This is a genomic window from Brevibacterium sp. 2SA, from assembly GCF_005502845.1.
Lineage (GTDB): Bacteria > Actinomycetota > Actinomycetes > Actinomycetales > Brevibacteriaceae > Brevibacterium.
Window position 1 is genome coordinate 24,443 of sequence record NZ_SCMW01000036.1, and the last position, 12,252, is coordinate 36,694.

Sequence of the window (12,252 nt, forward strand, 5' to 3'; positions counted from 1 at the left end):
AAGTGCACAGCCGCCTCGGCGCTGGTGAGGTCAGGTCGACCTCAGCGCAGTCTCAGAATGCGCGCTGGAGGATCGCCTGCTTGACCTCGGCGATCGCCTTGGTGATCTCGATGCCGCGGGGGCAGGCATCGGTGCAGTTGAACGTCGTGCGGCAGCGCCACACGCCTTCCTTGTCGTTGAGGATCTCCAGCCGCATGTCCCCGCCCTCGTCACGCGAATCGAAGATGAAGCGGTGCGCGTTGACGATGGCCGCGGGACCGAAGTACTGGCCGTCGGTCCAGAACACGGGGCACGACGAGGTGCACGAGGCGCAGAGGATGCACTTCGTGGTGTCGTCGAAGGCCTCGCGCTGCTCGGAGGACTGCAGGCGCTCACGGGTGGGCTCGTGTCCGCTCGTGATGAGGAACGGCATGATCTCCCGGTACGACTGGAAGAAGGGCTCCATGTCGACGATGAGGTCCTTCTCCAGCGGCAGGCCCTTGATCGCCTCGACGGTGATCGGCTTGGACGTGTCGAGGTCCTTGAGCAGCGTCTTGCAGGCCAGGCGGTTGCGGCCGTTGATGCGCATCGCATCAGAGCCGCAGACGCCGTGGGCGCACGAGCGACGGAAGGTCAGCGAGCCGTCGATGTCCCACTTGATCTTGTGGAGGGCATCGAGCACGCGGTCCGTGCCGTACATCGTGACGTTGTACTCCTCCCAGTGCGGTGCCTCGTCCGTCTCCGGGTCGAAGCGCGCGATGCGGAAGGTGCAGTCGAAGGACGGGATCTCCCCGCCCTCACCGCTCAGGTGCGAGGGCAGGTCGACCTTCGATGCCGGCTCCGGGGTTTCGGTATCGGTGCTCATCAGTACTTACGCTCCATCGGCTGGTAACGGGTGACGACGACGGGCTTGGTCTCCAGGCGCATGCCCGGGACCCCCTCGGCCTCCGAATCCGGGTCGAGGTACGTCATCGTGTGGTGCATGAAGCCCTCGTCGTCGCGGTTCGGGAAGTCCTCGCGGAAGTGTCCGCCGCGGGACTCCTTGCGGTGGATGGCCGCGACGGTGATGACCTCGGCGAGTTCGAGCAGGAAGCCGAGCTCGACGGCCTCGAGGAGGTCGAGGTTGTAGCGCTTGCCGCGGTCCTGGATGCCGACGTTGTCGTAGCGCTCACGCAGCTTCTCGATCTCCGCGAGTGCCGCACGCAGCGTCTCGTCGGTGCGGAACACCTGGACGTTGGCGTCCATGATCTCCTGCAGGTCCTTGCGGATCGCGCCGATGCGCTCGGGCCCGTCGGAGTTGCGCAGGCGCTCGAGGACGGCGACCGTGTCGGCCTGCGAGTCCTCGGGCAGGTCGATGACCTCGGCGCGGTTGGCGTACTCGGCGGCGGCGATTCCCGCGCGCTTGCCGAAGACGTTGATGTCGAGCAGCGAATTCGTGCCGAGGCGGTTCGAGCCGTGGACGGACACGCACGCGCACTCACCGGCGGCGAAGAGGCCGGGGATGACGGTGTCGTTGTCGGCGAGCACCTCGGACTCGATGTTCGTCGGGATGCCGCCCATCGCGTAGTGCGCGGTCGGGAACACCGGCACCGGCTCCGTGTAGGGCTCGACACCGAGGTAGGTGCGGGCGAACTCGGTGATGTCGGGCAGCTTCTCGTCGATGTGCTTGGGCTCGAGGTGGGTGAGATCGAGGAGGACGTAGTCCTTGTTCGGTCCCGCACCGCGGCCTTCGCGCACCTCGTTGGCCATCGACCGGGCGACGATGTCACGCGGGGCGAGGTCCTTGATCGTCGGGGCGTAGCGCTCCATGAAGCGCTCACCCTCGGAGTTGCGCAGGATCGCGCCCTCACCGCGGGCCGCCTCGGAGAGGAGGATGCCGAGTCCGGCGAGGCCCGTGGGATGGAACTGGAAGAACTCCATGTCCTCGAGCGGGATGCCGCGGTTGTAGGTCACGGCCATGCCGTCGCCGGTCAGGGTGTGGGCGTTCGACGTGGTCTTGAAGACCTTGCCGACGCCGCCGGTCGCGAAGACGACCGACTTCGCCTGGAAGACGTGGATCTCACCGGTGGCGAGTTCGTAGGCGACGACGCCGGCGGGGCGGCGCTCACCGTCGACCTCGGTCATGACGAGGTCGAGGACGTAGAACTCGTTGTAGAACTCGACGCCGTGCTTGACGCAGTTCTGGTAGAGGGTCTGGAGGATCATGTGGCCGGTGCGGTCGGCCGCGTAGCACGAGCGGCGCACCGGCGCCTTGCCGTGGTCGCGGGTGTGACCGCCGAAGCGGCGCTGGTCGATCTTGCCCTCGGGCGTGCGGTTGAACGGCAGCCCCATCTTCTCGAGATCGAGGACGGCGTCGATGGCTTCCTTCGCCATCACCTCGGCGGCATCCTGGTCGACGAGGTAGTCACCGCCCTTGACGGTGTCGAAGGTGTGCCATTCCCAGTTGTCCTCTTCCACATTGGCCAGGGCCGCGCACATGCCGCCCTGGGCTGCGCCGGTGTGGGAACGCGTGGGGTAGAGCTTGGTCAGGACCGCGGTGCGTGCCCGCTGGCCCGACTCGATGGCGGCGCGCATGCCAGCGCCACCGGCGCCGACGATGACGACGTCGTAGTGATGAACCTGCATGTTTCTCCTTTAGGCCTGGCAGAACGACGCGAGCAGAGCGGGGTCGGCTCCGGCCGGGCAGGGATCGAAGGTGAAGATGACGAGCGTGCCGAGCACGAGGACGACGGCCGAGGCGATGTAGAGGATGAGCTGGAGCGCCATGCTCGTGCGCGGCTTCTCGGCGTAGTCCATGATGATCGTGCGCAGGCCGTTGGTGCCGTGCAGCATCGCCAGCCACAGCATGAGGAGGTCCCAGATCTGCCAGAACGGGCTGGCCCACTTGCCGGCGACGAAGCCGAAGTCGATCTGCTGGACGCCTTCGCCGGCCCACAGGTTGACGAAGAGGTGACCGAAGATGAGGACGACGAGGATGATGCCCGAGATGCGCATGAACAGCCACGCGAACATCTCGAACTTCGAGCTCGTGGACTTGTTGCGCGAGTACCCGGTGCGCGGAGCCGGAATCGATGTTGTGCTCATGTCAGCCTCCGAACGTGTGCATCAGCTGGCGAGGGACGAACGCGATCATGATGATCAGCCAGAGGATCATGACACCCCAGAACAGCTTCCGCTGGTTCTTCGGGCCGCCCTTGGAGAAGTCGATCAGGATGACCCGCAGGCCATTGAACGCATGGAAGGCGATCGCGGCGACGAGTGCGATCTCCCCGAAGGCCATGACCGGAGTCTTGTAGGTTCCGATGACGGCGTTGTACGCCTCGGGGGAAACGCGAACGAGTGCAGTGTCAAGCACGTGAACCAACAGGAAGAAGAAGATCCCGACCCCTGTCACGCGATGCGCGACCCAGGACCACATTCCTTCTCCACCTCGGTACAGAGTGCTCGTAGACGCTTGGGCCACGGAGCATCCTCCATCTTGGATGAATCGACGATGTACATCATGAAAGTACGCCGAACACCGCCCAGTTGCCAGTCGGCTCCCCGTTGAGCGGGCTGGATCACATTGTCACCCTGGCAGTTCTCTCACAATCGGTCACGCCGCGTCTCACGGCGGACATTTACCGCACAAACGTGTGCGGTAATTCGCGGGTGCGGAACGGCGGTGCGGAATCCGTTGTCGCCGAAGCGGTCGCCCGGTCTGACGCGGGTGTTCCCTCGGCGATGTGTTCTGGTTCTCCTCACCCCGACACGGCGGACAACATCGGTGATGTCATGCCCGAACTCTGAGACACTGAGGGGGTGAACACACACTTCCACGCCATCATCCCCGCGGGCGGATCGGGCACCCGACTCTGGCCGCTCTCCCGCAAGGCGTCCCCGAAATTCCTCCATGATGTCCTCGGCACCGGTCGCAGCCTCCTCCAGTCGACCTGGGACCGCGTGGCCCCGCTCGTCGGCGACGACAAGGTCTGGGTCGTCACCGGTGAGAGCCACGCCGAGCAGGTCGCCGAACAGCTTCCCCAGCTGTGCCCGAGCCGCATCGTCGCCGAACCCTCCCCGAAGGACTCGGCCGCCGCGATCGGGCTGGCGACCCTCCTCATCCACCGAACCGACCCCGAGGCGATCGTCGGGTCCTTCTCCGCCGATCACTCGATCACGAACGTCGACGAATTCCGTTCCGTCATCGAACAGGCCTGCGTCGCCGCCGAATCCGGCGACATCGTCACTGTCGGCATCATGCCGCGCAACCCCGCGACCGCGTACGGCTACATCAAGACCGGCAAACCCCTCGGCATCGCCGGTGCCCCGACCGCCCGCCGCGCACTCGCGTTCGCGGAGAAGCCGGCGGCGAGCACGGCCCGCCGCTACGTCGACTCGGGCCGCTACCGGTGGAACGCCGGGATGTTCATCGCGAAGGCCTCAGCGCTGCTTGAGATCCTCGCCGAGGAGGACCCCACGCTCTTCGCCGGCCTGTCCCGGATCGCCGAGGCGTGGGGGACGGATGCCCAGGAGTCCGTCCTCGCCGAGGTGTGGCCGGGGCTCGAGAAGCGCGCGATCGACTACGTCGTCGCCGAACCCGCCGCCGAGGCCGGTCGGGTCATCGTCATCCCCGGCGACTTCGGGTGGGACGATGTCGGGGACTTCGACTCCGTGGCCCGGCTCCGCCAGCCCGTGCCCGGGGAGCCGCGCGGGGTCATCTCGATCGGCGGCTCGTGCGACCTCCTCGAGGTCGACGCCTCGGGGGTCGTCTTCTCCGAGCAGCCCCGCACGGTCGCGATCGTCGGCCTCGAGGACCTCGTCGTCGTCGACACCGAGGACGTCCTCCTCATCACCTCCCGCTCCCACGCGCAGGACGTCAAGAAGGCCGTGTCCCTGGCCGGGGAACGGGGACTCGACGACCTGCTCTGAGGAGTCTCGGCCGAATTGAGGAGCCTCGTTCGCACCGTTGCGGGTGCCGCGCGGCCCGGCGAACGCGCTCCGGCTCACCCTGGTTTCGAGGGCTCTGTTCAGAAACTGAGCCCCCGAAACCAGGGTGAGCCGAACGGCGCTCGCAGGAGGAGCACGCTGCCCCTATGCGGGACTCTGGGCCCAGAGGTCGGGGCCGAAGACCTCGTAGTGGATCCGCTCGGAGGGCACACCCTTGGCGATGAACTCGGCGCGGGCGGCCTGCATGAACGGCAGCGGGCCGCACATGAACACCTCCGCCTCGGCGGGCACGGCGATACCGCTGAGATCCATGAAACCGCTGCGGGCCGGATGGAGGGTCGGGGCCTCGGTCGCGCCCTCCTCGTACCAGTTGATCGCCTGCGCGTCGGCCATCGCGAGCACCTGGCGGCGCAGACCGGCGTAGAGCGCATGATGGGCGTGCGACCGATCGGCGTGGTAGAGGCGGACGGTCCGGTTCGGCTGCCGCCGCGAGAGGTCCTCCATGATCGCGGCGATCGGGGTGATCCCGATGCCGGCGGAGACGAGGACGAGCGGGGAGTCCGACTCCTCGAGGACGACGTCGCCGGCGGGCTGGGAGACCGTGAGCACGGTGCCCGGCTGCGCGTTGTCGAACAGCCACCCCGAGACGACGCCGTCCGGGGCGCCGCCGACGCCGCGCACCCGCTTGATCGTCACGCGCAGGGTATCGCCGCGCGGACCGGAGGAGATCGTGTACTGGCGCGGCTGCGTCGATCCGTCGGGCAGGTCGACGAGGATCGCCACGTACTGCCCGGTGAGGTGGGCCGGGACCTCGCCGGACACGGGCGCGAGGAGGAGGGAGAAGACCTCGTCGGACTCGTCGAAGCGCTCGACGACCCGGAAGTCGCGCCATGGATGCTCAGGCTCGGTGCCGCCGAGGGCGTAGAGTCGGGCCTCCTCGGCGATGAGCGCGGTCGCGAAGAGCCAGTAGACCTCGTCCCAGGCGGCGGCGACCTCCTCGGTGACGGCATCGCCTAGGACGGTTCTCACCGCGCCGAGGAGGTAGTGGCCGACGATGAGGTACTCGGAGGCGCGGACACCGAGCGACACATGCTTGTGCGCGATCCGCCGCAGGACGGGCGCGAAGTCCGGGGCGTCGGGATCGATGAGCTGGACGGCGAAGGCGACCACGGAGGAGGCCAGTGCCTTCGGCTGCTCGCCGATCGCCTGGTTGGCGAGGTTGAAGATGCCGAGCAGCTCGGGGTGCGCCTCGAACATCGTCGGATAGAACACCGAGGTGATCTCGTCGGCGTGCTCGGCGACGACACCGGCGGTCGCGGCGACGACCTCGTGGGAGCGGGGGCTGAGTTCCATGGTCATCCTTGTCGATCGGTGGGTGGTGAGTGCGGTCTCTGCGGTGGCGATGGGTGGGCGCCCGGGCGGCGAGGGGAGGTGCTCATCCCCGGCGGCGGGTGGCGGTGGAGCCGACGGCCGGGTGAACCGTGCCGGGTGCGGTGTGCGGGCCCAGGACGGTTCGGCGGTTCCAGGGTGCCGGTTCGCCGAGGCGGCCCGCGCGCCTTTCGACCGTGTTTATTCGCAGGCTGTCGGGATCTCGGTGCGGTCTCCGGCGCTCACCGCCTCGGCGGTCCCGAGGCGGTTGCGGCATGGGCACACCGCCCCACCTGGGAGGCTGGCCCCCTTTTTTCTACACGGCGTAGAATCACAGATGCAGTGCACGACTCTCCGACTTCGAGGATGTCCCCATGCCGCGCAGAACGACCGATTACCGCGGTCTCACCGAACTCAACCGCGTCCGCCTCCTCGGTGCCGTTCAGCAGGGGCCTGACCGCACTCTCAAGGACCTCGCCGAGGCGGTCGGCCTTCACATCAACACGGCCAGGGACCACCTCGGCGTCCTCATCGACGAAGGACTCGTCAGTGCGCGGCCGCGACCGTCGGGAACCCGGGGGCGACCACCGACGGTCTACCGCGCAGTCGACGATGCGGAGATGAACCCGGCGGCGAAGAGTCGGATCGACCGGGCGAGGGCGCTGGGGCCGGTGCTCGCGCGGGTCGGCTACTCGTGTGTGCCCGAGCCCGTCCGGAGGCTCGGTGACGGAGCGGGGGAGCAGTTCGACGCACTCGTCGATCATCTCGACGACTCCGGACTCGAGCCCGTCGCCGACGACACCGGTCTGGGCATCGCGCTGGCCGCCTGCCCGCACCTCGAGCTCGTCGGGGATGAGCGGACGATGGCGTGCGCCGTGCATGCGCGCCTGCTCCACGATGTTCTCGCCCAGGTGCCGGGGCCCCTGCGGGTCGCCGAGGTCCAGCCGTTCCTCACCGCGACCACCTGCGAACTCCGCCTGCAGGCCGCCGGCGACGTGGCCCAACCAGCCTGAGCGGCGTGGCCCAACCGGCCTGAGCGGCGGGCCCGGCCGCGCGATGCCGGCGACCACCGATGGTCACTCGACGTCACCGATCGTGTCGAATTTGGTCACCCGAGGCCCACACCCGCGTCCGAGTGTCTAGCATGGCCTCAATGTCACTCAACCCCGATCCCCGCACCGCAGGCGGTGCGCCGCTCACCGAAGCGGCGACGGCCGACGCGGACCGCCCGACCGCCACCCGCCCGAATGCGGCCGACGCCGAGGCGGCCGGCAACGATGCCGCACGCCCGGAAGCGGTGAATGCTGATGCGCCCCGCGCCGATGCGGCTCGCACCTCCACCCCCGACGCCACCACGGCAGCCGCGATCGCCGAGCTCACGCCCGAACTCCTCGAGTTCCGCCGCGATATCCACGCGCACCCGGAGCTGTCCTTCCAGGAGTTCGCGACGACGGACAAGCTCGCCGCCCGACTCGAGGCCGCCGGGCTCACTCCGCGGCGCCTCGAGGGCTCGGGTCTCGTCTGCGACGTCGGCGAGGGACCGATCGCGCTCGCCCTGCGCGCCGACATCGACGCCCTGCCCATCGACGACCTCATCGCCGAGGACTTCGCCTCCACTGTGCCCGGGGTCGCCCACGCGTGCGGTCACGATGTCCATCTCACGGGCCTCCTCGGCGCGGGCATCGCCCTGCAGCGGGCCCACGAGACGACCCCGGGCGGCCTCGGCGGGCGGGTGCGCCTGATCTTCCAACCCGGCGAAGAGGTCACCCCGGGCGGGGCGCTGCGCGTCATCTCCCAGGGCGCCCTCGACGACGTGCCGGAGATCTACGCCGTCCACTGCGACCCCAACGTCGACGTCGGCCGGATCGGCTCACGCATCGGTGCGATCACCGCGGCCGGCGACACCGTCACCATCCGGCTCACCGGCCACGGCGGCCACACCTCGAGGCCCCACCTCACCGAGGACCTCGTCTACGCCCTCGGCAAGCTCGCGACCGACCTGCCCTCGACGCTCGGACGCCTCATCGACCCCCGCCATGCGATCTCGCTCGTCTGGGGCGAGATCAGCGCCGGTCACGCCGCGAACGTCGTGCCCTCGGAGGGGATCCTCCGCGGGACGCTGCGGTGCCTCGACGTCGACGGATGGAATCAGGTCGCCGAGGTGCTCCCCGAGCTCGTCGAGCGCATCGCCGGCCCGTACGGGGTCAAGGTCGACCTCGAGCACCGCCGCGGCGTCCCCCCGGTGGTCAACACCGAGGACCAGGTCGCCCTCATCGAGTCGGCCGTGCGGACCGAACTCGGCGAGAACTCCGTGCAGCTGACCCCGCAGTCGATGGGCGGCGAGGACTTCGCGTGGTACCTCACGCACTGCCCGGGCGCGCTCGTGCGCATGGGCACCCGCACCCCCGGCGGCATCACGTACGACATCCACCAGGGCGACCTCCTCATCGACGAGGGAAGCGTGCCGATCGCCGCACGGATCTTCACCGCGACCGCGCTCAAGGTCCTCGACGGCAAGCGCGAGGCGCTCCAGCCCACGGGATAGCCACGGGACAGCACTGGGCGGCCGCCTGCCCTCCCGCGACCGGCCTGACGGACGGCACTCAGCCCAGCCGGATACCCTGTCTGTCATGAGAACCACGCTCGTGACCAGGATGGCAGGTGCCGGCCTCGGGGTGCTCAGCCTCCTCGGCGCCAGTGCGTGCTCGGTGACGACCCCCGCCGCGGCCCCTGATCCGACGACGGCCTGCATGATCTCCGCACCCGCCGGATTCGAGGACCATTCGGCCGGTGCGCTCACCCTCGCCGAGACCGAGCTCGCCCGGTCGGCCGGGGTCTTCACCGCCACCTCGAGCCAGCGGGTCTCGGATGTCTCGGCCACCTCGGCGGCACTCGCCCGCACACCGGGGGAGGAGTGCACGCTGACAACCGTCGTCGGACCGGGCGGGGCGAAGGAACTCGACTCCTACGCGCGGGAGAACCCGGACGCGCTCTTCCTCGGGGTCGCGAGCGGGCGCGAGGATCTGCCCGACAATGTGCTCAGCATCGACTTCGACCTCGTGCCCCCCGCCTTCATTGCCGGCTACATCGCGGCGACGGCGAGCGAGTCCGGTGAGGTCGCCGCGTTCGTCTCCCGCGGCTTCCCCCAGGCCGAGGAGATCCTCTCCGCCTTCGACGCGGGAGTCGCCCTCTACAACGAGGAGGCCGACGAGGAGACCGCGGACGTCACCTCGTTCCGTGACTCGCGGATCGCCGCGCGCACGGTCGACGACACCGAGGAGGGCGGACGGGAGTTCTTCGACTCCGCATCCCGCGCCGATGCCGACGTCATCGTGCCCTTCGGATCGGCGGCCGCGATGGGCGTGCTCGGCGCCGCCGACGAGACGCGGACGGCTGCGGCCACCGCCACCCCGGACCCCGCCGACGACGCCGAACCGCCGGTGCTGCCGAAGCTCATCTGGTATGGCGCCTCCGGGGACTTCAGCGATGCCGTCGTCGCGACGATCGAACCGAACATCCGCCGCGGCCTGCGCACGATGTTCCCCGAGTGGCCGCAGAGCAAGAACCCCGACGAGATCGTCGAACCCGGCGACGTCGACCCCGAGGAGATGAACGGGATCCTCGTCGCCGAACGCCGGTACGAGGGCACGATCGACAACGGCGGGATCGGGATCTCGGCCGAGGACGGCTTCCTCAGCCGGGTCTCCGACGCCGGGCGCAGCATCACCGACCTGCGCGAGCGGATCAAGAGCGGCGACATCGATCCGACGCAGGAGTGAGAACGACCCGTTGCTGCGGTGATGACCGATAGACTTGGCTCGTGTTGAATACTCCCGCCGGCGTCGCCCACGACGATCCGATCCTGCAGCTGCCCAAAGTCTCCCTCCACGATCACCTCGACGGCGGTCTGCGGCCGGCGACGATCATCGAACTCGCCGCGCAGATCGGCCACGAACTGCCCGCCACGGAACCCGACGCCCTGGCCCAGTGGTTCACCGATTCCGCGAACTCCGGCGACCTCGTCCGCTACCTCGAGACGTTCGCCCACACGACCGCGGTCATGCAGACGCGGGAGGGCCTCATCCGCGTCGCGCGGGAATGGGTGCTCGACCAGGTCGCCGACGGCGTCTTCTACGCCGAGGCCCGGTGGGCCCCCGAACAGCACCTCGCCGGGGGACTCGACCTCGACGAGGTCGTCGAAGCGGTGCAGGAGGGCCTCGAGGCCGGTGTCGCCGAGGCGGCCGCTGAGGGCAGGCTCATCACCGTCGGACAGATCCTCACCGCGATGCGCCAGGCCGACAACTCGATGGCCATCGCCGAACTCGCGATCCGCCACCGGGAGAAGGGCGCGGACACCGGCGTCGTCGGCTTCGACATCGCCGGACCGGAGAACGGCTTCCCGCCGTCTGTCCACCTCTCGGCGTTCAACGCCCTCCACCAGGCCTACGTTCCGCTCACCATCCACGCCGGTGAGGCCGCCGGCAAGGAATCGATCCACGAGGCGGTCACCGTCTGCCACACACAGCGCATCGGGCACGGCGCGAGGATCGTCGAGGACATGGACATCGTCGACGGGGAGGGTCAGCTCGGCAGCCTCGCCGCCTGGGTCCTCGACCAGCAGATCCCGCTCGAGCTGTGCCCGAGCTCGAACCTCCAGACCGACATCGGCGGGACGATCGCCAGCCACCCGATCACCGGCCTCAAGGACCTCGGCTTCGCTGTGACGATCAACCCCGACAACCGCCTGATGTCCGGAACCTCGATGACCCGTGAGATGCGGCTGCTCGTCGACGAGGCCGGCTGGACGCAGACCGACCTCGAATGGGCTACCGTCAACGCCGTGACCGCGGCGTTCCTTCCCCTCGACGTGCGCGAGCGGATGCTCGACGAGATCCTCATCCCCGGATTCGCCCGGGTGACGGTGTGAGACCGGGGAGCACCGACGCTGGATCCGGCGGGGGAGTCGAACCCGCCGGACACGGTGTTCCCACGCCGCGGGCGATGCTCCTCCCCGTCATCGTCCTCCTCCTTCAGGCCCTCGTCCTCGCGGGCACGGCCGTGTCGTTCATCGTCACGGCGTTCTCGGCGGGATCGCTTGCGACCTCCCTCATCGGGCTCGCCGTCATGTTCCTCATCTTCACCGCCGGGCTGCTCGCCGCCGCCCGCGGGTCGTGGCGTCTGCACCGCTGGGCCCGGCCCGCGGCGATCGCGTTCGAACTCCTCGTCATCGTCTTCGGCTTCAGCACGATCGGCGGTTCGCTGTGGTTCGGCCTCGCGTGCCTCATCACGGCCATCGCCGTCATCCTCGGCTACTTCACCCCGCCGGTCGTCGACGCCTACAACCGCGCGCTCGCCGAATGAACCGACGTCAGTCCGCGGCCTGAACCCGCTGGGCCGTCAGCGTCTCCGCCGGGACGTCACTGACCGAGGTACTCCCCGCACGCCTCGGTGAGGTAGTCGCCGGCCACGCCGCCCTCCTGGCTGAGGCTCTGAGCGGTCCTCTGGATGCCCCACCACACCTGCGGGGACGCACCCCACTGCTGACGGAACTCCTCGCGCTTCGACGGGTCGTTCGACAGGTCCTCGGCGGCCAGGGAGATCCGATCCTGGGCATCATCGGCCGTGCAGCGCTCCTCGTCGTTCGGTCCCTGCGGGTCGAGTTCGGGAATGTCATCGGAGTTGACGGTCGTCAGCGTGTACGCGGACTCGCCGATCTCCTCGACGTCGAAGAGGCCGTGGATCTGAAGAAACGGGGACTTGTCGCGGTTGACGTTCGCGCCGTCGACGGTGACGCTCACGCTGTTGGGGGTGTCGGCGGTGACGGTGACCTCACCGGACTCCGGGAGGTCGGGGTTCGCCGTGCGCACCCACACCTTGAGGTACGCAGGAGTCTGATCCGCCGCGGCGGTCGAGAGCCCCTGCCACAGCGGATCGGTGTCCTTCGCACCGCCGGGGGAGGAGTCGACGACCGTGACG

12 protein-coding genes are annotated in these 12,252 nt (G+C 68.9%); 6 read left to right on the forward strand and 6 right to left on the reverse strand.

What is annotated here, in order from left to right; translation table 11 throughout:
* Positions 1-52: 52 nt before the first annotated feature.
* The 4 genes from FFS20_RS12490 to sdhC are packed head-to-tail and all read right to left on the reverse strand — an operon-like array spanning position 53 to position 3,442.
* On the reverse strand, positions 53-844 hold the full coding sequence (locus tag FFS20_RS12490; protein ID WP_137826170.1) for a succinate dehydrogenase iron-sulfur subunit: 792 nt from the start codon (positions 842-844) through the stop codon (positions 53-55).
* Entirely contained in the window at positions 844-2,604 is a 1,761-nt protein-coding gene (gene sdhA, locus FFS20_RS12495) for a succinate dehydrogenase flavoprotein subunit (RefSeq protein WP_137826171.1), read from the reverse strand. Before sdhA ends, FFS20_RS12490 begins: the two co-directional genes overlap by 1 nt.
* Before the next feature lie 9 nt (positions 2,605-2,613).
* A complete protein-coding gene (locus tag FFS20_RS12500) occupies positions 2,614-3,063 on the reverse strand; it encodes a succinate dehydrogenase hydrophobic membrane anchor subunit (RefSeq protein WP_137826172.1) in 450 nt (149 codons plus the stop codon).
* A 1-nt stretch (position 3,064) separates the two neighbouring features.
* Positions 3,065-3,442, reverse strand: coding sequence for a succinate dehydrogenase, cytochrome b556 subunit (gene sdhC, locus FFS20_RS12505; protein WP_137826173.1), 378 nt, complete (start codon positions 3,440-3,442; stop codon positions 3,065-3,067).
* Positions 3,443-3,780: 338 nt separating this feature from the next.
* On the opposite strand from sdhC, the gene FFS20_RS12510 reads away from it, so the two are divergent.
* On the forward strand, positions 3,781-4,890 hold the full coding sequence (locus FFS20_RS12510; RefSeq protein WP_137826174.1) for a mannose-1-phosphate guanylyltransferase: 1,110 nt from the start codon (positions 3,781-3,783) through the stop codon (positions 4,888-4,890).
* Positions 4,891-5,052: 162 nt separating this feature from the next.
* On the opposite strand, the gene FFS20_RS12515 is transcribed toward FFS20_RS12510, so the two are convergent.
* Positions 5,053-6,261 (reverse strand): globin domain-containing protein, encoded by a 1,209-nt coding sequence (locus tag FFS20_RS12515; RefSeq protein ID WP_137826175.1) that lies wholly within the window; start codon positions 6,259-6,261, stop codon positions 5,053-5,055.
* A 389-nt stretch (positions 6,262-6,650) separates the two neighbouring features.
* Between FFS20_RS12515 and FFS20_RS12520 the strand changes: the two genes are divergently transcribed.
* The 5 genes from FFS20_RS12520 (at position 6,651) to FFS20_RS12545 (ending at position 11,637) form a co-directional block, all read left to right on the forward strand.
* The gene (locus tag FFS20_RS12520) at positions 6,651-7,289 is read left to right on the forward strand and encodes a helix-turn-helix domain-containing protein (RefSeq protein ID WP_137826176.1); all 639 of its coding nucleotides are present in this window, start codon (positions 6,651-6,653) and stop codon (positions 7,287-7,289) included.
* A 140-nt stretch (positions 7,290-7,429) separates the two neighbouring features.
* Positions 7,430-8,821 carry an amidohydrolase gene (locus FFS20_RS12530; protein ID WP_249356833.1) on the forward strand — a complete coding sequence of 464 codons (1,392 nt, stop codon included), beginning with the start codon at positions 7,430-7,432 and terminating at the stop codon, positions 8,819-8,821.
* Between the two features lie 85 nt (positions 8,822-8,906).
* On the forward strand, positions 8,907-10,055 hold the full coding sequence (locus FFS20_RS12535; protein ID WP_137826177.1) for a BMP family ABC transporter substrate-binding protein: 1,149 nt from the start codon (positions 8,907-8,909) through the stop codon (positions 10,053-10,055).
* A 41-nt stretch (positions 10,056-10,096) separates the two neighbouring features.
* Positions 10,097-11,203, forward strand: coding sequence for an adenosine deaminase (locus FFS20_RS12540; RefSeq protein ID WP_137826178.1), 1,107 nt, complete (start codon positions 10,097-10,099; stop codon positions 11,201-11,203).
* The gene (locus tag FFS20_RS12545; RefSeq protein WP_249356834.1) at positions 11,200-11,637 is read left to right on the forward strand and encodes a hypothetical protein; all 438 of its coding nucleotides are present in this window, start codon (positions 11,200-11,202) and stop codon (positions 11,635-11,637) included. Before FFS20_RS12540 ends, FFS20_RS12545 begins: the two co-directional genes overlap by 4 nt.
* A 56-nt stretch (positions 11,638-11,693) precedes the next feature.
* Here the strand turns inward: FFS20_RS12545 and FFS20_RS12550 are convergent.
* A partial coding sequence (locus tag FFS20_RS12550) for a hypothetical protein (RefSeq protein WP_137826179.1) occupies positions 11,694-12,252 on the reverse strand: 559 nt, incomplete at its 5' end.

Excerpts from the sequence above, each read along its gene's own strand:
- FFS20_RS12490 (WP_137826170.1), bottom strand. The coding sequence starts at position 844 with ATGAGCACCGATACCGAAACCCCGGAGCCGGCATCGAAGGTCGACCTG.
- sdhA (WP_137826171.1), bottom strand. The coding sequence starts at position 2,604 with ATGCAGGTTCATCACTACGACGTCGTCATCGTCGGCGCCGGTGGCGCT.
- FFS20_RS12500 (WP_137826172.1), bottom strand. The coding sequence starts at position 3,063 with ATGAGCACAACATCGATTCCGGCTCCGCGCACCGGGTACTCGCGCAAC.
- FFS20_RS12515 (WP_137826175.1), bottom strand. The coding sequence starts at position 6,261 with ATGGAACTCAGCCCCCGCTCCCACGAGGTCGTCGCCGCGACCGCCGGT.
- FFS20_RS12520 (WP_137826176.1), top strand. The coding sequence starts at position 6,651 with ATGCCGCGCAGAACGACCGATTACCGCGGTCTCACCGAACTCAACCGC.
- FFS20_RS12530 (WP_249356833.1), top strand. The coding sequence starts at position 7,430 with ATGTCACTCAACCCCGATCCCCGCACCGCAGGCGGTGCGCCGCTCACC.
- FFS20_RS12535 (WP_137826177.1), top strand. The coding sequence starts at position 8,907 with ATGAGAACCACGCTCGTGACCAGGATGGCAGGTGCCGGCCTCGGGGTG.